Source organism: Solibacillus sp. FSL W7-1464 (assembly GCF_038004425.1).
Classification (GTDB): domain Bacteria; phylum Bacillota; class Bacilli; order Bacillales_A; family Planococcaceae; genus Solibacillus.
Genome location: NZ_JBBORC010000001.1, coordinates 86,843 through 110,000, shown reverse-complemented (window position 1 = coordinate 110,000; position 23,158 = coordinate 86,843). Strand labels below are relative to the sequence as shown.

17 protein-coding genes and 2 rRNA genes (1 of these 19 only partly in view) are annotated in these 23,158 nt (G+C 42.6%); all 19 read right to left on the bottom strand.

Annotated features, from left to right (window positions below; genetic code table 11):
- A 23S ribosomal RNA gene (locus tag MKZ25_RS00520) occupies positions 1 to 2,261 on the bottom strand (it extends 668 nt beyond the left edge of the window).
- 318 nt (positions 2,262 to 2,579) lie between these two features.
- Positions 2,580 to 4,136, bottom strand: a 16S ribosomal RNA gene (locus MKZ25_RS00515).
- The 16S and 23S rRNA genes sit together here, the layout of an rRNA operon.
- Before the next feature lie 567 nt (positions 4,137 to 4,703).
- Entirely contained in the window at positions 4,704 to 6,206 is a 1,503-nt protein-coding gene (gene lysS, locus MKZ25_RS00510; protein ID WP_340799673.1) for a lysine--tRNA ligase, read from the bottom strand.
- A gap of 175 nt (positions 6,207 to 6,381) precedes the next feature.
- Positions 6,382 to 7,392, bottom strand: a complete 1,011-nt coding sequence (gene dusB / locus MKZ25_RS00505) for a tRNA dihydrouridine synthase DusB (protein ID WP_340799672.1) — start codon at positions 7,390 to 7,392, stop codon at positions 6,382 to 6,384.
- A 21-nt stretch (positions 7,393 to 7,413) separates the two neighbouring features.
- Positions 7,414 to 7,617 (bottom strand): helix-turn-helix domain-containing protein, encoded by a 204-nt coding sequence (locus MKZ25_RS00500; protein ID WP_340799671.1) that lies wholly within the window; start codon positions 7,615 to 7,617, stop codon positions 7,414 to 7,416.
- Positions 7,569 to 8,093 (bottom strand): 2-amino-4-hydroxy-6-hydroxymethyldihydropteridine diphosphokinase, encoded by a 525-nt coding sequence (folK, locus tag MKZ25_RS00495; RefSeq protein WP_340799670.1) that lies wholly within the window; start codon positions 8,091 to 8,093, stop codon positions 7,569 to 7,571. The genes MKZ25_RS00500 and folK overlap by 49 nt, the downstream gene beginning before the upstream one ends.
- The gene (gene folB, locus MKZ25_RS00490) at positions 8,090 to 8,458 is read right to left on the bottom strand and encodes a dihydroneopterin aldolase (protein WP_340799669.1); all 369 of its coding nucleotides are present in this window, start codon (positions 8,456 to 8,458) and stop codon (positions 8,090 to 8,092) included. Before folB ends, folK begins: the two co-directional genes overlap by 4 nt.
- A 10-nt stretch (positions 8,459 to 8,468) precedes the next feature.
- Positions 8,469 to 9,329 (bottom strand): dihydropteroate synthase, encoded by an 861-nt coding sequence (gene folP, locus MKZ25_RS00485; RefSeq protein WP_340799668.1) that lies wholly within the window; start codon positions 9,327 to 9,329, stop codon positions 8,469 to 8,471.
- Positions 9,313 to 10,176 (bottom strand): aminodeoxychorismate lyase, encoded by an 864-nt coding sequence (gene pabC / locus MKZ25_RS00480; protein WP_340799667.1) that lies wholly within the window; start codon positions 10,174 to 10,176, stop codon positions 9,313 to 9,315. The genes folP and pabC overlap by 17 nt, the downstream gene beginning before the upstream one ends.
- 13 nt (positions 10,177 to 10,189) lie before the next feature.
- Positions 10,190 to 10,759 (bottom strand): aminodeoxychorismate/anthranilate synthase component II, encoded by a 570-nt coding sequence (pabA, locus tag MKZ25_RS00475; protein ID WP_340799666.1) that lies wholly within the window; start codon positions 10,757 to 10,759, stop codon positions 10,190 to 10,192.
- Positions 10,756 to 12,165, bottom strand: coding sequence for an anthranilate synthase component I family protein (locus MKZ25_RS00470; RefSeq protein ID WP_340799665.1), 1,410 nt, complete (start codon positions 12,163 to 12,165; stop codon positions 10,756 to 10,758). Before MKZ25_RS00470 ends, pabA begins: the two co-directional genes overlap by 4 nt.
- A gap of 148 nt (positions 12,166 to 12,313) precedes the next feature.
- Positions 12,314 to 13,249, bottom strand: a complete 936-nt coding sequence (gene cysK / locus MKZ25_RS00465; RefSeq protein WP_340799664.1) for a cysteine synthase A — start codon at positions 13,247 to 13,249, stop codon at positions 12,314 to 12,316.
- 390 nt (positions 13,250 to 13,639) lie between these two features.
- A complete protein-coding gene (locus MKZ25_RS00460; protein ID WP_340799662.1) occupies positions 13,640 to 14,617 on the bottom strand; it encodes a peptidyl-prolyl cis-trans isomerase in 978 nt (325 codons plus the stop codon).
- Complete coding sequence (gene hslO, locus MKZ25_RS00455; RefSeq protein ID WP_340799661.1) at positions 14,601 to 15,482, bottom strand: Hsp33 family molecular chaperone HslO; 882 nt, start codon at positions 15,480 to 15,482, stop codon at positions 14,601 to 14,603. Before hslO ends, MKZ25_RS00460 begins: the two co-directional genes overlap by 17 nt.
- A 17-nt stretch (positions 15,483 to 15,499) precedes the next feature.
- Positions 15,500 to 16,267 (bottom strand): type III pantothenate kinase, encoded by a 768-nt coding sequence (locus tag MKZ25_RS00450; RefSeq protein WP_340799660.1) that lies wholly within the window; start codon positions 16,265 to 16,267, stop codon positions 15,500 to 15,502.
- Between the two features lie 250 nt (positions 16,268 to 16,517).
- Positions 16,518 to 18,554 carry an ATP-dependent zinc metalloprotease FtsH gene (gene ftsH, locus MKZ25_RS00445; RefSeq protein ID WP_340799659.1) on the bottom strand — a complete coding sequence of 679 codons (2,037 nt, stop codon included), beginning with the start codon at positions 18,552 to 18,554 and terminating at the stop codon, positions 16,518 to 16,520.
- A 184-nt stretch (positions 18,555 to 18,738) separates the two neighbouring features.
- The gene (hpt, locus tag MKZ25_RS00440) at positions 18,739 to 19,281 is read right to left on the bottom strand and encodes a hypoxanthine phosphoribosyltransferase (protein ID WP_339174675.1); all 543 of its coding nucleotides are present in this window, start codon (positions 19,279 to 19,281) and stop codon (positions 18,739 to 18,741) included.
- 32 nt (positions 19,282 to 19,313) lie between these two features.
- On the bottom strand, positions 19,314 to 20,720 hold the full coding sequence (tilS, locus tag MKZ25_RS00435) for a tRNA lysidine(34) synthetase TilS (protein ID WP_340799658.1): 1,407 nt from the start codon (positions 20,718 to 20,720) through the stop codon (positions 19,314 to 19,316).
- Between the two features lie 21 nt (positions 20,721 to 20,741).
- Positions 20,742 to 23,096: a SpoIIE family protein phosphatase gene (locus tag MKZ25_RS00430; protein ID WP_340799657.1), complete on the bottom strand. Its 2,355-nt coding sequence runs from the start codon at positions 23,094 to 23,096 to the stop codon at positions 20,742 to 20,744.
- Between the last annotated feature and the right edge of the window lie 62 nt (positions 23,097 to 23,158).

Here is a 23,158-nt window from a genome sequence, read left to right as displayed (position 1 = left end):
ACACTGTCTCCTACCCCGCTAAGGGGCATGGGTTAGAAGTTCAATACAACCAGGGTAGTATCCCACCGACGCCTCCTTCGAAGCTGGCGCTCCGAGATCTCTGGCTCCTACCTATCCTGTACAAGTTGTACCAAAATTCAATATCAGGCTACAGTAAAGCTCCACGGGGTCTTTCCGTCCTGTCGCGGGTAACCTGCATCTTCACAGGTACTATAATTTCACCGAGTCTCTCGTTGAGACAGTGCCCAGATCGTTACGCCTTTCGTGCGGGTCGGAACTTACCCGACAAGGAATTTCGCTACCTTAGGACCGTTATAGTTACGGCCGCCGTTTACTGGGGCTTCAATTCACAGCTTCGCTTGCGCTAACCGCTCCTCTTAACCTTCCAGCACCGGGCAGGCGTCAGCCCCTATACGTCACCTTACGGTTTTGCAGAGACCTGTGTTTTTGCTAAACAGTCGCCTGGGCCTATTCACTGCGGCTTCTCTAGGCTATGCACCCAAAGAAGCACCCCTTCTCCCGAAGTTACGGGGTCATTTTGCCGAGTTCCTTAACGAGAGTTCTCTCGCACACCTTAGGATTCTCTCCTCGACTACCTGTGTCGGTTTGCGGTACGGGCACCTCTCACCTCGATAGAGGCTTTTCTTGGCAGTGTGAAATCAGGAACTTCGCTCATACGAGCTCGTCATCACAGCTCAACGTTATAGTATGCGGATTTGCCTACATACACGCCTTACTGCTTGAACACGCGCAACCAACGGCGTGCTTACCCTATCCTACTGCGTCCCCCCATTTCTCAAACGGTGAGGAGGTGGTACAGGAATATCAACCTGTTGTCCATCGCCTACGCCTATCGGCCTCGGCTTAGGTCCCGACTAACCCTGAGCGGACGAGCCTTCCTCAGGAAACCTTAGTCATACGGTGCATGGGATTCTCACCCATGTTTCGCTACTCATACCGGCATTCTCACTTCTAACCGCTCCACCAGTCCTTCCGGTCTGACTTCAACGCTGTTAGAACGCTCTCCTACCACGCATACTCAAAGTATGCATCCACAGCTTCGGTGAATCGTTTAGCCCCGATACATTTTCGGCGCAGCGTCACTCGACCAGTGAGCTATTACGCACTCTTTAAATGATGGCTGCTTCTAAGCCAACATCCTGGTTGTCTAAGCAACGCCACATCCTTTTCCACTTAACGATTACTTGGGGACCTTAGCTGGTGGTCTGGGCTGTTTCCCTCTTGACTACGGATCTTATCACTCGCAGTCTGACTCCCGTGTATAAATATCCGGCATTCGGAGTTTGTCTGAATTCGGTAAAGCGAGATGCCCCCCTAGTCCAAACAGTGCTCTACCTCCGGTATTCTCAATCACGAGGCTAGCCCTAAAGCTATTTCGGAGAGAACCAGCTATCTCCAGGTTCGATTGGAATTTCTCCGCTACCCACACCTCATCCCCGCACTTTTCAACGTGCGTGGGTTCGGGCCTCCAGTGAGTGTTACCTCACCTTCACCCTGGACATGGGTAGATCACCTGGTTTCGGGTCTACGACCACGTACTAATTCGCCCTATTCAGACTCGCTTTCGCTGCGGCTCCGTCTTCTCAACTTAACCTCGCACGTAATCGTAACTCGCCGGTTCATTCTACAAAAGGCACGCTATCACCCATTAACGGGCTCTAACTACTTGTAGGCACACGGTTTCAGGATCTATTTCACTCCCCTTCCGGGGTGCTTTTCACCTTTCCCTCACGGTACTGGTTCACTATCGGTCACTAGGTAGTATTTAGCCTTGGGAGATGGTCCTCCCGGATTCCGACGGAATTTCACGTGTTCCGCCGTACTCAGGATACACTCTGGAGGGAATGAACTTTTGACTACAGGGCTTTTACCTCGTCTCGCGGACCTTTCCAAGTCGCTTCGTCTAATCCATTCTTTTGTAACTCCGTATAGAGTGTCCTACAACCCCAAAGAGCAAGCTCTTTGGTTTGGGCTCTTCCCGTTTCGCTCGCCGCTACTCAGGGAATCGAATTTTCTTTCTGTTCCTGCAGGTACTTAGATGTTTCAGTTCCCTGCGTCTGTCTTCAACACGCTATGAATTCACGTGAAGATACTATCCGATTAAAGATAGTGGGTTCCCCCATTCGGAAATCCCCGGATCAAAGCTTACTTACAGCTCCCCGAGGCATATCGGTGTTAGTGCCGTCCTTCATCGACTCCTAGTGCCAAGGCATCCACCGTGCGCCCTTATTAACTTAACCAAAAGTTAACACTTGGATAAAATCCAAGATTTAAGTTTACACGTCAATTGCTTGACTTGTTTAAATATCTATAAAATAGAAATTTGATTTATTGCTTTCAATGTCGTTTTATCCAGTTTTCAAAGAACGAAGCAGCTGACTTCAATCACATCGTGACAAAGCTTCACTGATTTTGCTTCATGCAGCTTTGCGACGTATGCGCAAGCGTCAGGAGCAAGTTTTTGAAGTATTCCATTCAATTAAGAATGAACCTTCAAAACTGAACAGCAACCGTTAATGTTTCATTCCCCGAGGGAATGATTCCGAAATAATCCTTAGAAAGGAGGTGATCCAGCCGCACCTTCCGATACGGCTACCTTGTTACGACTTCACCCCAATCATCTATCCCACCTTCGGCGGCTGGCTCCATAAAGGTTACCTCACCGACTTCGGGTGTTACAAACTCTCGTGGTGTGACGGGCGGTGTGTACAAGGCCCGGGAACGTATTCACCGCGGCATGCTGATCCGCGATTACTAGCGATTCCGGCTTCATGTAGGCGAGTTGCAGCCTACAATCCGAACTGAGAACGGTTTTATCGGATTAGCTCCCCCTCGCGGGTTGGCAACCGTTTGTACCGTCCATTGTAGCACGTGTGTAGCCCAGGTCATAAGGGGCATGATGATTTGACGTCATCCCCACCTTCCTCCGGTTTATCACCGGCAGTCTCCTTAGAGTGCCCAACTGAATGATGGCAACTAAGAATAAGGGTTGCGCTCGTTGCGGGACTTAACCCAACATCTCACGACACGAGCTGACGACAACCATGCACCACCTGTCACCGTTGCCCCCGAAGGGGAAACTATGTCTCCATAGTGGTCACCGGGATGTCAAGACCTGGTAAGGTTCTTCGCGTTGCTTCGAATTAAACCACATGCTCCACCGCTTGTGCGGGCCCCCGTCAATTCCTTTGAGTTTCAGTCTTGCGACCGTACTCCCCAGGCGGAGTGCTTAATGCGTTAGCTGCAGCACTGAGGGGCGGAAACCCCCCAACACTTAGCACTCATCGTTTACGGCGTGGACTACCAGGGTATCTAATCCTGTTTGCTCCCCACGCTTTCGCGCCTCAGTGTCAGTTACAGACCAGACAGTCGCCTTCGCCACTGGTGTTCCTCCAAATCTCTACGCATTTCACCGCTACACTTGGAATTCCACTATCCTCTTCTGCACTCAAGTTCCCCAGTTTCCAATGACCCTCCCCGGTTGAGCCGGGGGCTTTCACATCAGACTTAAGGAACCACCTGCGCGCGCTTTACGCCCAATAATTCCGGACAACGCTTGCCACCTACGTATTACCGCGGCTGCTGGCACGTAGTTAGCCGTGGCTTTCTAACAAGGTACCGTCAAGGTAGCGCCAGTTACTACGCTACTTGTTCTTCCCTTGCAACAGAGTTTTACGAACCGAAATCCTTCTTCACTCACGCGGCGTTGCTCCATCAGACTTTCGTCCATTGTGGAAGATTCCCTACTGCTGCCTCCCGTAGGAGTCTGGGCCGTGTCTCAGTCCCAGTGTGGCCGATCACCCTCTCAGGTCGGCTACGCATCGTTGCCTTGGTGAGCCGTTACCTCACCAACTAGCTAATGCGCCGCGGGTCCATCTTACAGTGACAGCCGAAACCGTCTTTCAACTTTCGAACATGTGTTCAAAAGTGTTATTCGGTATTAGCCCCGGTTTCCCGGAGTTATCCCAATCTATAAGGTAGGTTACCCACGTGTTACTCACCCGTCCGCCGCTAAAATTTTAAAGGTGCAAGCACCAATAAAATTTCCGCTCGACTTGCATGTATTAGGCACGCCGCCAGCGTTCGTCCTGAGCCAGGATCAAACTCTCCATAAAAGTAGTTTGAAAGCTCATTTGCTTTGCTAGCGATCCAACTTCGTTAGAAGTTGATATCTATTGTTTGCTTCATTTAAGAAGCTTGTTTCATTAACGTTGCTTGTTCAGTTTTCAAGGTTCATTGTGTTGTCATTGTGACAACTTTTATATCTTACCATTTTATCAATGTATGTGTCAACAACTTTTTTAAAAAAGTTTTTAACTCATATTTCACTGCAAATTCGGTAACTCTTATACTTTATCACTCTGAAGTCGAAAAGTAAAGAACTTTGTAATTTGTTGCATCGCGTTTTAGCGACAAGAAATAATATACCACCCTTACAACTATATTGCAATAGCTATTTAAAAAATATTATCTTTTTTATTAAAATCTATTATGTTTCTCTTAATTCTTTTCCTATATATAGAAAGGAGTCCCTAACAGCACCCTTATTTCTTTATATTCTTCTATAATACCCTCACCGCAAATGCACTCTCACCGTTCACCACCAACAAATAACTACACTCTGCTTTCTATAATAGAGAAAAGAGCCCTGCGAATAACGCAGGGCTCTAGTGAAACTAAACTTATTTTGTTGTATGGCGCATTGTCGGGAATAATAAAACGTCACGAATTGATGGTGAGTTCGTTAATAACATTACTAAACGGTCGATACCGATACCTAAACCACCAGTTGGCGGCATACCGTATTCTAATGCTTCGATGAAATCATTATCCATTTCATGTGCTTCGTCATTTCCTGCTTCTTTTTCTGCCATTTGAGCTTCGAAACGCTCACGTTGATCGATCGGGTCATTTAATTCTGTGAATGCATTTGCATGCTCACGGCGAACGATAAATAGCTCAAAACGGTCTGTGAAGCGTGGGTCTTCAGGGTTTTTCTTCGCTAATGGAGAAATTTCCACCGGGTGACCTGTTACGAAAGTAGGTTGTACCAATGTTTCTTCTACTTTTTGCTCGAAGAATTCATTGATGATATGACCTACTTCATGCGCGTCTTTAATTTCCACGCCGTGCTCAGCAGCATGTTTGCGTGCTTCTTCTACAGTCATCGGAGCCCAGAAATCTACACCTGTTGCTTCTTTAACTGCATCTACCATATGCACACGTTTCCAGCCAATACCTAATTCAATTGTATCTTCACCATATTGTACAGATGTTGTGCCAAGTACGTCCTTTGCCACATGTGCAATAAGGTTTTCTGTTAAATCCATAATATCGTTATAGTCTGCATATGCTTCATATAATTCAATCATTGTGAATTCCGGATTGTGACGAGTCGAAATTCCTTCGTTACGGAATACACGGCCGATTTCATAAACTTTCTCCAAGCCACCGACGATTAGACGTTTTAAATGCAGCTCGATAGCGATACGCATATATAATTCCATATCCAATGCATTGTGGTGTGTAATGAACGGGCGAGCCGCAGCACCACCTGCGATTGTATGCAACATCGGTGTTTCCACTTCTAAATAACCGTTGTTATCTAAGTAGTTGCGGATTGCACGGATGATTTTTGAACGTTGGATGAATGTTGTTTTTGATTCATCGTTTGTCATCAAGTCTACATAGCGTTGACGGTATCGTTGCTCTACGTCTGTCAGGCCATGGAATTTATCAGGTAACGGGCGTAACGCTTTTGTTAGGAAAGTGAACTCCGTCGCCTTTACAGATAGTTCTCCAACTTGCGTACGGAATACGTTTCCTTTTACCCCTACGATATCCCCAAGGTCCGCTTTGTTGAATAGTTCATATGCTTCTTCACCGATGGCATCTTTACGTACATAAATTTGGATTTGGCCAGCTAAGTCCTGGATATGCGCAAAACCTGCTTTACCTTTACCGCGCTTCGTCATAATACGTCCAGCGATTACAACTTCACGTGGATTTTCTTCTAATTGCTCTTTATCAAATTGCTCATTTTCTGCAATAACTTCGTTCGATAAATGTGTGCGTTCAAAACGGCTGCCGAATGGGTCCATACCGTTTTCGCGAATATCTGTCATCTTCTGGCGTCTCACCAAAAGTTGGTCGTTTAATTCTTCGATATTTGACACGTATTTCACTCCTTAATGTTTTTGCGCTCCAAAACGGCACAATAGTCCATAATGTTTCTATTGTACAGTATTTCTTTTAGTGATTCACCTGTTTCGAATTAATTTTAAATATCAGATAATTCTGCCAAATGATTTTTCTTTCCATAAGAAAAAGGCACCATCAGTTGATGCCTTTCAAACCTATTTATACAATAACCGCTTCTTCTACGTATTCATCCGCAACACTATTTAAAAGAATACGTAAATCTTGCTCCGTCTCTGTCAAATTAATCGCATTACGGATCTTCCCGTTTCCGCGAATTCCTTTTAAATACCAGGATGCATGTTTGCGCATTTCTCTTACCGCCACTTTTTCCCCTTTAAGTGCTTTTAAACGTTCAAAGTGAAGTAAACAAACATCCATCTTTTCACGAACAGAAGGCTCCGGAATTTGAATACCTGATTCCAAATATTTTACCGTTTGATAAATCATCCACGGATTCCCTAAAGCAGCACGACCAATCATGACTGCATCTGCATTCGTATGTTCCAGAATGCGTTTTGCATCTTCCGGTGTTTCCACATCCCCATTTGCGATAAATGGGATGCTGATATTTTTCTTCACTTCGGCTAAAACGTCCCAGTTTGCCTTACCTTCATACATTTGCACGCGTGTTCGGCCATGCATTGCAATAGCGGCTGCACCTGCTCGTTCTGCTGCTTGGGCATTTTCTACAGCGAATACACGCTCTTCATCCCAACCGATACGCATTTTTACCGAAACAGGCTTATCGACTGCATCGACAACAGCTGAAACCATTTCGTAAATTTTGTTCGGATCAAGCAGCCATTTTGCGCCAGCTTCACATTTGATGATTTTATTTACAGGACAGCCCATATTGATATCGATAATGTCGGCCGTTGTATGTTTGTCTACAAATTTCGCCGCCTCTACTAAATTTTCTTTGTCTCCTCCGAAAATTTGCAGTGTCATCGGATTTTCACGCTCATCAATATAAAGCATGTCCAATGTTTTTTTATTGCGGATATTCAACGCTTTATCACTGATCATTTCCGCGTAGACTAATCCTGCACCAAATTCTTTTACCGTTAAACGGAAAGCCGAGTTGCAAATTCCAGCCATTGGGGCAAGAACGACACGGTTATCCATAATAATATCGCCTATTTGGAAAGGCTTTTGGTCGATGTTTGACACCTTTATGTTCCCTCCACCAGGTTATTCACCTTTTAATTCGTTTATATCTATTTTTAATACATCTGCAATTGTTTGGAGCTGTTCTTCAGAGGCATCTTTCTCGCCTCGTTCAATACGCCCTAGAATTGTTACAGATATACCAATATATTTTGCAAATTCGATTTGCTGAATTCTTTTTAGTTTTCGAAAGGCCCGAATTCTGCGACCGTATTGATTTTCTTCCACAGATTGACGCCTTCTTTCTCTATATCGAGTGCTTGTAACGCTTTTTGCACGCCTACAAGCATATCATAATTTTGCGTCATAATCTCTTCTAACGGTACAAGCACGAATGCACGTTCATACATACGCGGATGTGGAATCGTTAAGTTTTCAGTTTCATACTGCTTTTGGCCATACAGCAAAATATCCAAATCGATTATTCGCGGCCCCCAGCGGAATTCACGAACACGGCCAAGATCATTTTCAATTTTTTGACATAGTGCAAGAAGGTCATGGGCATCAAGCTCCGTTTCAAGAGCAACAGCAATATTTAAAAAATCTGCCTGGTCTGTAAAACCTACTGCTGCGGTTTCATAAATCGATGAAATTGCTGTTACTGAAATCGCTTCATGTGCGATGAGCAGCTCTACCGCGTCCTGCAAGTTTTGCTCACGCTCACCGATATTCGTACCAATCGATAAATACGCTGTCGTCGTCATACGAATTGTCCTCTTGTAATTTCAACCGCGACTTCTTTGTAATGTCCCGGAATTGGAGGATCAGGCTTAATAATTTCGACGCGGCATCCAAAAATCTGACCTTCATATTGCGCTAAAATACTTGAAGCAACTTTTTCCGCAACCGCTTCAATTAATTTATACGGCTTACCTTCAATTACTTCTTTACATATATCATAAACACCGACATAGCTTACCGTATGATTCAGCTCATCTGTCTCACCAGCAAGCTTCATGTCAACAGCAAGCGAAACATTAGCACGAAAACGTTGTCCCAATACATTCTCTTCCGGCAATACACCGTGATAGCCAAAAAACTGCATTTCTTTTAAATGAATATAATCCATTGCAAACTCCTTAATGTCTAGGTGCCAATTCACCTTGTACTTCAAATTTCCCAACGAGCGCATCCATCATCTTCACCGTACGCGCCACTTCCTTAACGTCATGTACACGCATCATATGGCAGCCCTTTTGGACACCAAATGCACAAGTAGCGGCTGTCCCTTCCACTCGTTCCTCTACAGGTAATTCTAAAATCGATCCGATCATACGCTTGCGTGATGTTGCAAGCAAAACCGGATATCCTAGTGCAACAAGCTCATCGAGGCGCTGCATCGTTTCAATGCTTTCACTTAGACTTTTCACAAAACCGATGCCCGGATCAAGGAAAATATGCTCATCACGCACTCCTGCTGCTTTTGCAATTGCAATACTTTCCTGCATATCGGCCATATATTCGGCAAAGTAGTTATCGTACTGATCCGAAAGGCGATTATGCATTAAAATAATCGGTACATCCAGTTCTGCCGCTACATTGGCCATTTCCGGATCCGCTTTTGCACCCCAAATGTCATTAATCATATGGGCACCTGCTTCAATGGCGGCACGCGCAACATTCGATTTATACGTATCGATTGAAATAATCGCGGGTACTTCTCTTAAAAGCGCACGAATTACCGGTACGACACGTGCAATTTCTTCCTCATCGGAAATTCGTATGTAGCCGGGACGAGTGGATTCCCCACCAACATCGATAATTTTCGCACCATCTGCCACCATTTTTTTCGCCTGGGCAATCGCTTTTTCAACCGAATTGAACTTGCCGCCATCCGAAAATGAGTCCGGTGTTACATTTAAAATGCCCATTACGAATGTTTCTTTGCGAAAATCCAGTTCAATCCCATTTAATGTGAGTACTTTATAGTTTTCTAACATGACGGTCTCCTAAACACGTAATGATTTTTTGTACATATGCTTGATGCAGCTTTTTATAAAGTCTGCCTTCACTGCCGGCAAACTGTACCTTCCCGATACGGGAAATCGGTACAAGCTCCTGTACAGCTGTTGTAATAAAGCATTCGTCTGCCTGTTCCAATTCCCATGCCATAAAGCGGCCTTCTCGTACCGGGAGTTGGAGTTCATCAGCAAGCTGAATGACTATTTTTCGGGTAATGCCCGGTAAAATACCTAAATTTGTAGAAGGCGTATACAGTATACCATCTTTTATCCAAAAGACATTTGACGTAATACCTTCTGCGACAACCCCGTCCTGATCGGTAAAGAAGCCTTCTTGTGTCGCTAAGCTCGGTAATTCTAACCGCGCACGAACATTATTGCCGTAATGGTGGCTTTTATAGCGTGTCTGCTGTTCAGGGGAATTACGCGCTGTTTTCAGCCAGACCGCTTCCTTTTCTGTACCGCGCACCATTTTCGGTAGTTCTTTACGAAACAGAATAACAGTTGGTTCGGTATATTCTGACGGGGCAAGTCCAATCGGATGTACTCCGGCCGATACATTTAAACGGAAATATCCTTCTTCCCCGTCCTGTTCATTGAGCTTTTCAATGACCTTTTCTATGTTCTGCAGCGTATATGGGAAATGTATACGGTATTCTTTCAACGCTTCCATCAGGCGGCTGAAATGTGCTTGCAGATAGATAGCCTTCCCTTCATATGTACGAAACGTTTCAAAAAAACCGAGTCCATATAAAAATCCGTGGTCAAACGGGGAAATTTTCAAATCCTTTTCATTGATATACTGTCCATTCATCCAACAAAGCATCGACTATCCCCCCCTAACAATACGTCTCTATAAATGTGCGCAACAGCTGCTTGCCATCTTCGGTCATAATCGATTCCGGATGATATTGAACCCCTTCAATCGGATACTGTTTATGACGCAGCCCCATAATTTCGCCTTCCTCTGTCCATGCCGTCACTTCCAGACAGTCCGGTAAAGTTTTTGGTTCTACAATCAGTGAATGATAGCGTGTTGCTAAAAATGGATTCGTGTTATTTCTATGCAAACCAATCCCATTATGCAGGACAGAGGAAGTTTTTCCGTGCATCAATCTATCGGCACGCACAACATCGCCACCAAATACTTGTGCAATCGCCTGATGACCTAAGCACACACCTAGAATCGGAAGCTTCCCTGCGAAATGTTCGATAATACGAAGACTTTCCCCTGCTTCATTCGGTGTACAGGGCCCTGGTGAAATGACAAGCATCATTGGTCGAAGCTTTTCGATTTCTTCTACCGTAATTTCGTCATTGCGCTTTACGACCAGTTCATGACCAAACTCGCCGAAGTATTGCACTAAGTTATAAGTAAACGAATCATAGTTATCAATCATTAAAATCATTTGCTCACCTCTTCAGCCATTGCTTTTGCCTGCCACATTGCTTTTGCCTTATTCATTGACTCAATATACTCGTTTTCCGGAATCGAATCGATGACTATTCCGGCACCTGCCTGTATGTATGCAATGCCATCTTGAATATACGCTGTACGGATAACGATATTTAACTCCAAGTCGCCTGTATAGCCGATCCAGCCAATCGAACCCGTATATAGTCCACGGCGTACCGGTTCCAGTTCTTCAATAATTTCCATCGTACGTATTTTCGGTGCCCCCGTAATCGTTCCACCCGGGAACATTGCCCGAATGACATCCGCGTTTGTTTTTCCTTGTGCAATTTCCCCGCGGACATTCGAAACGATATGCATTACATGCGAGTAATGCTCAATGACCATAAACTCATTTACTTCTACCGTTCCGTACTTGCTAACCCTTCCTAAATCATTGCGCTCCAGATCAACTAGCATAACATGTTCTGCACGCTCTTTTTCATGTTCTATAAGTTCATTGGCCAGTGCTATATCCTGTTCCTCCGATGCTCCGCGCGGACGTGTCCCAGCAATCGGCCTTGTCGAAAGCTCATTCCCTTTACGTTTTACAAGTAATTCCGGAGAGCCGCTCACAACTGCAAAATCTCCACTTTCAATATAAGCCATATACGGCGAAGGATTAAACGAACGAACCGCCTCATACATCGCAATCGGTGCTGCAGAGAGCTTTTTCGCCTGACGGACAGACAAGTTCACCTGGAACACATCGCCTTGTCCAATATAGTGCTGAATTTTATGTATAGCAGATTCAAATGCGTCCCCACTGAAGGAAACTTGCAATTCTGCATCATCCTGCTGCATATTTTTCGCTGTTTCCTTGTTAAAATGACGTTTTTCCAATCCGGCTTCCGCATGCTGCTGCCAATCCGTTTGCCATAAAAATAAATCCACTTCACTAGTAGCAAATTTCATTAATGTCACTTCACCTGTTTGGACGTTATGTACTGCCCAATGATCAAACAAGTAAAAGTAAAGATCCGGTACTTGTAAGTCATCTTCCGCTTCATTCGGGAGTGTTTCAATCGTACGTGCATAATCATATGAAATAAATCCAATTGCTCCCCCTTGGAAATCAGGAAGTTTTGGGTTCGCTTCAAGCTTGTACTCAGCGATCACTTTTTCCAGCTCCGCAAGTGCCTCACCTGTTCTCAGCTCTGTCTTCCCATTTTTCCAAGTCAGTTCAAGACCTTGCGACACTGATTTTGCGGTTGCTATAGGCCGCCACGCGGCGATTGAATAATGCCCTCCACGACCACTTTCCATAAACACTCGCTGTTTTTCCGTTGCCGTCTGTTCCTGGAAACTATAATAAAATTCATCTTTTGTCATGTAAAATGTATGTGTTTCTAGTTGTTGCATCAATTTACACCCGCTTTACCTTTTTCTTAATTAAACTCGATAACGCTGTAAAAATCCATTTCTAACTTAGCAGTTTCTAAGAAAAAAAGCTATTTTACGAGTTTATACTCGCAAAATAGCTTTTAAGGATGATCTTAATGAATTTCAATTAGTCTTCAAATTGGTATAAAGGTGTTGATAAGTAACGCTCACCGTTTGATGGGATAATCGCTAATACGTTTTTACCTTTACCTAAACGTTTTGCTGTTTCGATTGCTGCGTAAATCGCTGCACCTGAAGAAATACCAGCTAAAATACCTTCTTCGCGCGCTACTTTACGTGCATATTCGAATGCTGTTTCGTTTTCAACCGGTAATACAGAATCATATACTTCTGTGTTTAATACATCCGGAATGAAACCTGCACCAATACCTTGAATTTTGTGTGGTCCAGGGTTACCGCCTGAAAGAATTGGTGAATCTTTAGGCTCAACAGCGATGATTTCGATTTCAGGGAATTTATTTTTCAATACTTCGCCCGCACCAGTAATTGTACCGCCAGTTCCTACACCAGCAACAAATGCATCTAATTTTAAGCCATCTTGCTCGAATGCTTCCGCAATTTCAGGACCTGTTGTTAAACGGTGAATTTCTGCGTTTGCTTCGTTTTTGAATTGTTGTGGCAAGAAGTAACCTTCTGATTTAGATAATTCTTCTGCTTTGGCAATTGCACCTTTCATACCTTCCGGGCCTGGTGTTAAAACTAAATCAGCACCATAAGCACGTAAAAGGTTGCGGCGCTCTAATGACATTGTTTCAGGCATGACTAAAACTGCTTTATAGCCTTTTGCTGCAGCAATCATTGCTAAACCGATACCTGTGTTACCAGAAGTCGGCTCGATGATTGTACCGCCTGGCTTTAATGTGCCATCTTTTTCTGCTGCTTCCACCATAGCTAAAGCTAAACGGTCTTTTACTGAAGAACCTGGGTTAAAGTATTCAAGTTTTACATAAACTGTACCCTCATTTTCACTTGTTGCATTGTTTAATTTTACGATTGGTGTGCGACCTACTAAGTCCGCCACTGAATTTGCTAATTTACTCATTTTATCCATTCCTCTCCAAATCCCTACCAAGTCAATAGGTTTTACTTAATTTGTATCTTATCAATTTTTAATACTACTTGTCAATTAATTGAAACGAAATTTTTGGAAAATTTCTGACTATTCCATCGAAATTGAAAAAGGCAGGACAGCAAAATTGATTTCCATTCCGGGGACGCTTTCCGGGGGCACGAGGCCAACACGATGTTGGTCACAAAAGCGTTGCCACAGGACGTGGAGTTCTTAGCTTTTGTTCCTAGTCTCAGGCTCGCGCTATTCCCCCAGGAGTCGCCCCTCCATTCCAATCAATTTTATTAAGCAGCAGTTTCTCAATAAAAGTTCCTCTTTCACTAAAAACTTCAACTTCTGTCCTTGCCTGTCTAAAATCTGGCTTTAATTTTTGGATTCTCCGTAGACCCATGTAGCATCAAATTCTGCCCAGAAAGCTTCGGGTGTAATGGAAGGCGGCAGCTGTTCTAAAGCGAGCTGACGTTTTACATGGCCTTCTACTTCATCAAAGCTGAATGACTGTCCTTCCATGTTCTCTGTAACCTTGACGATTGCATAGCGCCCATCGCTCAATACAAAAGGTTTCGAAGTTTCCTTTTCCTTCAGCTTTTCCACTACCGGTAAAATTGCTGGATCGACTGCCGACTGACTTGATGAAATAAAACCAATATCGCCACCTAAACTAGCTGAAGCCGTATCCAATGAATGCTCACGTGCCAAAACCGCAAAATCAGAGCCGTCCTTCAGCTCTTTTTCTACCCGTTCAGCGTCCTCTTTTGAATTCACGATAATCATACTTGTTCGGTGTGTTGTTGGAATATTATAAATCGACTTATTGTCTTCATAATATTTTTTAGCCTCGTCCTCTTTTACTACAATATCATTTGTCAGTACTTTATCCAGAATGAGCTGAGCACGCATTTTTTGACGCAATTGCTCTGGAGATAGACTATGTAAGGTTGTATCGTTTGAATCTTGTGCCGAGCGTAATAAAGCGATTTCTAAATCAATTTCTTCTTCTTTTACTTCGAGTTTATACTTTTTCGCAGCCTTTTCCATAACGGCTTCATTTACTAAACTCTGCAATGTTTCTTTTCCGTATCTGTTTTCCATTTCAGCAAGCCATTGTTGGCGCGTAATCGGATCTCCCTCGACGGCAGCAATTTTTTCGCCGCCGCCATCTTCTTTTTCTGATGTTTTTTCATCAGACGGGAGTACCCATAGCACAAACCAAAATAGATTTCCGATTAACAATAGCAGCAATAACAGCAATGTAGGTTTTGTTTTTAAGCGTCGTTGTGTGTACGGTAAATTATTTTGTGTTGGTTGTGGTGTTTGGTGTAAATTACGATTGGATTTCATTCACAAAGCCTTCAAGTTCACTTTTATCGAAGTGGTACTTTTCTAGACAGAAGTGGCATTGTGCTTCTGCCTGGCCATCTTCATCAATCATTTCCTGAATCTCACCGACACCTAAACTGATAATTGCCGCACCAAAACGCTCTTTTGAACATTGACATTGGAACTGTACAGGCATTGATGAAAGAATTTGAACATTTCCTTCTCCTAATACCGCTTCTAAAATTTGCTCAGGTGAATATCCTTTTTCAATCATTTTCGATACAGGCTCAATTGATGACAAACGTTTTTCGATTGCTTCGATCGTTTCTTCTTCACAACCCGGCATTAATTGAATGATAAAGCCACCTGCAGCTAAAATTGTATTATCCGGGTTTACTAATACACCTAAACCTACTGAAGAAGGTACCTGTTCAGATGAAGCGAAGTAATATGTGAAGTCCTCAGCGATTTCTCCAGAAACAATCGGTGTTTGACCTGAGAACATATCACGTAAGCCTAGGTCTTTAACAACTGTCAGTGCTCCTGCAGAACCGACACCTGCACGTACATCAAGTTTTCCTTGTTCATTTAATTCAAAGTGAACATGTGGGTTTGTAACAAAGCCGCGCACATCTCCTTTGGCATCTGCATCGATAACCATTGGACCGATTGGACCGTCCCCTTCGATTTTTACCGTAATTTTGTCGTCCCCTTTTAGCATCGCACCCATCATTACCGATGCTGTCATTGAACGGCCTAACGCAGCAGATACAACGGGCCATGTATTATGACGGCGTTGTGCTTCTCCTACAGTTTCAGTTGTATTTGTTGCAAATGCACGAACCTGGCCGTCATATGCAATTCCTCTTACTAAGTAGTCTTTCATGTTGAAATTCCTCTTTTCTATTGATTTCTTTTATAAATCGTCGCAAGTCCCTTGAGTGTCAAAAACGGATCAACGACATCAATCATCTGGGTTTCATTAGCGATCAACTTTGCCAGCCCGCCAGTTGCAATAACAAGGGGCTCTTCTTTACTTTGCGCTTTCATGCGGCTGACGATGCCTTCTACTTGTCCTAAAAAACCGTAAAAGACTCCTGCTTGCATAGCCGCTACCGTATTTTTTGCTACAACCTGTGATGTATGGGCAATTTCTATGCGAGGTAATTTGGCAGCACGCGTATAGAGCGCCTCTGTTGAAATGGCAATACCGGGTGCAATAGCGCCCCCTGCATAATCCCCGCGCTCATTAATAAAGCAATACGTAATCGCTGTACCAAAATCGATAATAATTAGTGGCCTGCCGCTATATTGCTGTAATGCGGCAACCGCATTCACGATACGGTCCGCCCCTACTTCACGCGGATTTTCATACTTTATATTCAAGCCAGTTTTTACACCGGGTCCGACAATTAAAGGCTGGATATTGAAATATTTTTTACACATTAATTCAAGTGCAAACATGATAGGTGGCACAACTGAGGATATAATAATCCCTTTTACTTGTTCAAATGAAATGCCTTCATGAGCAAAAAACGCCTTAAACTGCATCGCATATTCATCTTCAGTTTTTCTTATATTTGTTTCTGTCCGCCAATGATGGATAAGTTTATCTTGATCATAAATACCTAAAATGATATTGGAATTACCAGCATTCATCACTAAAATCACAAGTGGCACCTACTTTTCCTGTACTGAAAAAAATCATACCATATTTGGCCATCTACTATACAGTATTCAGTATTTTTTGCCGGCAATCCTTCCCTTTCCACAACATCCGTTGATTTCCTAAGCGGACGACGCTTTCCGTTAGAATCTGCCGCCCCCTGCCATAGCCAATTCCCGTTATACCAAAGGGCAAGATTTCCAGAAGAAAAAACTGACTATCTCCTTTTCCCAGGAAATAGTCAGTTTCTTTGTATTACTTAGGACGGTCTTCATCGATGCCTTGCGGGCGATCATCTGACACATCTTTAGGTAAATCTTCAACTGTTGGTGATTTCTTTTCACCTTGAATTTCTTCATTGATTGAAACATTACCAGCAGTTTCAATTGTTGGTGTTGCTTCATTTTGTTCTTTTGGAAGCTCTGATTCTACTACCGCTTCTTCAGGAGGTAGTATACCGTGGTCGCGTAAATGTTCGATTTGCTGTGCATTTAACGTTTCTTTATCAATCAACGTGTTGGCAATTAAGTCTAGTAAATCACGACGCTCTGTTAAAATACGTTTCGTACGAGCATATTGCTCATCAACGATACGCTGAACTTCTTTATCAATTTCATATGCTACTGTATCAGAATAGTTTTGATCTGAACCGAAGTCACGACCTAAGAATGGATTGCCGCCTTGGTTTGAACCGTATTGAACAGCACCAAGACTATTGCTCATTCCGTATTCTGTTACCATTGCACGCGCAATGCTCGTTACTTTCTGGAAGTCATTATGTGCACCTGTTGATACTTCGCCAAGCACGATTTCCTCCGCAACACGTCCGCCAAGTAATCCGGCGATACGGTCAAGTAACTCTTGCTTCGTTGTGAAGAAGCGCTCTTCCTTCGGTAACATGATGGCATAACCACCAGCCTGACCACGAGGGACAATCGTTACTTTATGAACAGTATCTGCTTCATCCAATTCAAGACCGACAACTACGTGACCGGCTTCATGGAATGCAACAAGCTTTTTCTCTTTAGGAGAGTACACACGGCTTGCTTTTGCAGGACCGGCAATTACGCGGTCAGAAGCTTCATCAATATCAGCCATGTTGATCGATTTTTTGTTTTTACGAGCTGCTACAAGAGCTGCTTCGTTTAACAAGTTTTCTAAATCCGCACCTGAGAATCCTGGTGTACGTTGTGCAACAGCACCTAAATCAACTGTATCCGATAATGGCTTATTACGTGCATGTACTTTAAGAATTGCTTCACGGCCTTTTACGTCTGGGTGACCAACCGTAATTTGACGGTCAAAACGACCAGGACGCAGTAACGCCTTATCTAGAATATCCGGGCGGTTTGTTGCAGCGATGATAATAATACCTTCGTTTGCACCGAAACCATCCATTTCAACTAGTAATTGGTTTAATGTTTGTTCACGCTCATCGTGTCCACCGCCAAGACCTGCACCACGTTGACGACCTACTGCATCAATCTCATCGATGAAAATGATACATGGGGCATTTTTCTTAGCGTTTTCAAATAAGTCACGAACACGAGATGCACCGACACCGACGAACATCTCTACGAAATCAGAACCTGAAATCGAGAAGAATGGTACGCCCGCTTCACCTGCCACAGCACGTGCAAGTAATGTTTTACCTGTACCTGGAGGACCTACCAGTAGAATCCCTTTAGGTATACGCGCACCGATATCAGTGAATTTGCGGTGATCTTTTAAGAAATCTACTACTTCTACAAGTTCTTGTTTCTCTTCGTCGGCACCTGCCACGTCATTGAAGCGAACTTTTTTCTTCGTGTCATCAAATAGTTTTGCTTTTGACTTCCCGAAGTTCATCACCTTATTACCGCCACCTTGCGATTGGCTTAGTAAGAAGAAGAATAAAATAATAATGATGACAAATGGAATGATGCTCGTAAGGAATGTCACGAACCCACTTGTTTGCGGTTGTTCTAAAATTTCCACTCCTGGATATTCACCGTTAGCAACTTGTTCTTCAATTTGCAAAATACGGTCAACAGAAGTTTGGTCATTTTGTAAAACGTTTACTGTGAAAGTTTCGCCATCTTCAGCGTCTCTCATCTGACCTACAATTTTATACACGCCTCTTTCAGGCTGTATATCCATAGAAGCAATCTCATTGCTCTCTAAAGCCTCAAAAAATGCATAGTAATCAAGGTTTTCAGTTGTCTTTTTTCCACCATTAAATGTTCCAAAAATCCCGATAATCACGAGAAATATTAGTAAATAAAATATGGTGTATCGAAATATTCGATTCATCCCCAGCCTCCTCACAACGTTACAGAAAAACTATAAGTAAAATCTTAACATACGTTGAAATTTTCATACAATAAAAAGCACCGCACATTTTAAACGTTGAAACGAATTATAACAAAATCCGCCCATTTACTACTTTTATCTAGATGTTAGCCTCAAATAGAAGGGTTGTACAATCTAGAAAATATTAAAATGAGTATACTTCACGTTTTAAAATTCCAATGTAAGGTAAGTTACGATATTTCTCTGCGTAATCTAAGCCGTAGCCTACAACAAAACCGTCTGGTACTTCAAAGCCGACAACATCTGCATTCAATTCCACTTTACGTCCAGATGGCTTATCCAGTAATGTTACGATTTTAATCGATTTTGCTTTACGGTATTTAAATAAATCTACTAAATAGCTTAATGTTAAACCACTGTCGATAATGTCTTCAATAATAATGACATCGCGACCTTCTACACTTGTATTTAAATCTTTAAGAATTTTTACTTCTCCAGATGAAACCGTTGCATTCCCATATGAAGTAACATCCATAAAGTCCAGCTCTATATAAGAATCGAAACGCTTCATCAGATCCGTCATGAATGGCATTGCACCTTTTAATACCCCGACAGCTAATGGGAACATGTCTTTGTATTCCTCTGTCAGTTGAGCACCAAGCTCTTTAATACGTTCCTGGATTTGTTCTTCTGTAATCATAATTTTTTCGATGTCATTTTGAATCATGAGTAGATTCCTCCTTTTATTGTTCAAACTTTCTAAAGACGTTCATCGCTATCGACAAGGAGCACCATTTCATGCCCTGCCGATTTTACATTAGAAAATTTATTGTTAACGCGTACAGCTACTATCGCCAAAAGGTCATCATTAGCATCGACTAACAATGGCCAGCCAGCTCTTTTTGTGAAAGGAATCTTGTCATCAATAAAAATGCGAGATACTTTTTTCTGATGCTGCATACCTTGTAGCAAAATACGATCCCCTTGTTTGGGAGCCCTTACGAATAAAGGAAACGATACAGATGATGCGGCGAAAAAGTGATGCGGATACTTTTGCAGTAACTCCTCATCACATCGTGCAAGTTCCCCAATATATATGCGCATCGTTCCAAGCACACACCACTCATTCAAAGCGATTTGCTGATTTGATGTCGGCAAGTCCTGCTGCCTATTTTCAAATACAACTTCATCGTATTGTTGACGCGCAATAAAATTCTCCGGTAAATCAAGTGTACGACTTCCATCCGACGTTGAAAATAACGTCAAAATCGTCGAACAAAGTGCATAGCTTTGAATCGTATTTGAATCGTTATAAAGATAACTTAATAGTATTAAAATGAACCTTCTTTGTAAAGCAAGTGGCTCTTTTTGTAGTTCTGAAACCTTCACTTTATAACAATTTTTGTCGACTTTCTGAAAAAGATTCGAAAAGCGCTCTTCCGCAAGCTTCGATAAATACGAATCATCATCTAAAAGTTGCTGTGCAATGTGGACTGCGTGCCGGGAAACAAGGGGGTTTTCTTCCTTCAAAACTGGTACGACATTGTGACGGAAACGATTGCGGGTATAATCTTTCTTTGCATTGCTCGGATCTTCACGGTATAAATGACCTTTACTATGTAAATATTCCCCAATTTCGTCTTTTGTAACCATCAAAAAAGGACGAATTACGGTAAATTGCTGAAATTTTCGTGACGGTAAAATGCCTTTTAATCCGTTTAGCGAACTCGCTTTCGTCAATGCCATTAACATTGATTCGAGCTGATCGTCCGCATGATGTGCAGTTACTAATTTTGAAAACTTATGGGTATGCATGACGGTTTCAAAGAAATGATAGCGTTCCTTCCGGCAAATCGCCTGAATATTTCCACCTTCCTTTTTGCGGATTTCCGCAATGGGAATCGCACAGCTATAGAAAGGAATCGCCCAGTCATTACAAGCTTGTTCAACAAATTGGCGATCCTCGGCAGATTGTTCGCCGCGCAGCATATGGTCCACATGCGCCACGGCGAGATCAATCTTAAAGTAGTGCCGGAAATAATAAAAAAAAGAAAGAAGCGCCATTGAATCAACGCCTCCTGAACAAGCAATTAGTAGTCTATCACCACTTTTAATAAGCTGCTGCTCTTTTATATACGCTAATACTTGATGTTCTAAAGTGTGCATTTACTCACCTCAAATTACATTTCAATGTGTGATTGCTGGTCTGAATACTTGCCACGGTTTTATTACATGCTGCAATCGGAACAGCATTACGGTGCAATCGTCTGCAATCGGGTATTTTTGTTTGAATTGTGTCATAACATCGAATAGTACAACCTGGATGGAAGCACCGTTTTCCAGCCCTTGACGAATCAGCCGGATAAATAATTGCTCCTGTGCATCCCATTGCGCAGATGGTGAGAATAACCCGTCGGAAATCATTAAAATAACATCCTCTGACAATAGTTGTGTCATTTCTGTATCAATCGCGAAATTAGGTAAAAAACCAATCGGGGCGCTTGTACTTTCAATTTTGAATAAATCGTTCCCTCTTAATACATATGTCGTCATGCCTCCCGCTTTCCAGCACCATAAATGGCCGAACTGTAAATCTACAAGCGCAAAATCCATCGTTGCATACATGTCCGAATCGTTTTTCAGCGACATCACATAATGCATTGTATGCATCGCTGTTTCAGGATCCATATTGTACGTAAGGCAGTCCTGCATCATTTGAATTAGGCGTTCACTTTCACGATTTGCTCGCACATTCGTCCCCATTCCATCCGACAGCATAATCGCCATAAGACCCGGATGAATTGGAAATACACGGTAGGAATCACCGGAAATTGCATGGTTTGCATGGGAATACGTATATATATCATACTCCAACTGATAACGAATTGCTGAAGTAAACTTAATTTGACGATAAAAAATGGGCGAGTGCTGCTCGTAAACCTGTTCCCCTCTCAAAGGTTCATGCAAAAATTCAAACAGTTGCTGCTCTAGTTGCTGGATAACGACATGTGCATCGCGATGATCTGCGACATAACAAACGAACTCCCGATTTCCTATTTCATTTTTTATCCACTGAATATGCAAACAGTGAATATCATGTTCTTTTAAAAATTGCTGCATCTCCCCATCTATTTCAGATGTTCCGATTTCTAATCGCTGGCTGTTCAACAGTTTTTCAAAGTGGCTGCTCAAATCACGAAGCTGTAAGGCAATCATTTTTTTGCCATGATAGAACTGTCTTTCCATATGCTCTTTGTGCAAAGCAGACTCCAGTTCTTCCAGCAATTTAGAAGATTTGATGCATTTCCCTTTCAGCTGCTCTTCTACCCGAATCCAGCTTACCGGTTTCGTACTTCTTTTCGCTAAGCGCCACGAATCGATAATTCCTTCCATCTCCCCGTTCCTCCCCCAGCATTCTTCATATTTGAAACAGCTGGAGCAAATTAGAAACGGTTCGGCCACCGTCTTGTTTTTAGTCTTATTTTGGGTAAAATGATCGAACACAAGCTCCTTCATAAAAGAAACAAATTGCTGAAATTGCTTGAGTTGCACTTCCACCACTTCATTGCGGTTCACCTGAATGACGCTGATCGTATTTTGTTTATAATACATTTTGCAATATTCGAGTATATTTTTCGGCAAAAGCAGAAAAATTACCGCTCCTGTAAGCATCGACATAAAATAAACACTATCAATCGGTAATGTCGCATCATAAAAGAAGAAAAAAATACTTGGCAGAAAGCTAAATACCGCAACGACGTAACGGCCCTGATTTTGTACAAATGCAGCAACCAGCCCTGTACAAGCATATAAAATCATCATACCTGTGAAAGATAAGTTCGCTAAACCGATAAAAAAGCCAAGAGATAATGAAAAGATGACTGCAGCTCCTACCGTTGAGGCATAAGCTACAAGGCAAATCAGGAAATGAAGGACGATCAGTGCCAGTGAAAAGTAAAAAAGAGTCAAGTTTTCCATACCGATCAACATACCGGCCAAAACGACAATAATTGCCGTTATTTTTTCTCTTGTCCACTCAATGTTTCCATTTTCTTTACTTGGCAATGTCAAAATACGCATAAAAAATAATATGGAAACTGCAAAAAAACATTCATATACGATATAAAATAACGTCATGATAGATGGCATACCACTATGAAGCATCATTTGCCATGCCAGCTGAATAGCAATAATTGTACTTCCCAATAAAAAGTATGGGGATAGTTTTATAAACTTAAACCGGACAAGACATTCCATGAAGAAGAGCTGTACTAACACAATGGCAGCCTGGCCAAAGCCAAGAAAAAGCGTTCCGAGTATTCCACCTAGTAGAGCACTCTTCTGAAATGAGACAAATCTCGTTCGAATCACAAGCCAAAAAGGTAAAAACAACGGAGTAACAGCTTCAAAGAAGACTGCTTGAGCAAAACAAAAAGCTGCAAACGCTATAACACCCGCTATTATTATTCTCGATTTTTCTTTGTATAAGAATAAGCTTAAGTTTAGTGTTTGAAACTCGTTTTGATTATTTAATGTCACCATTTTTACTATCACCTTTTCTTTTTAACGCTATTATATAAAGCTGAAAAAGTGAATTTTGTCTG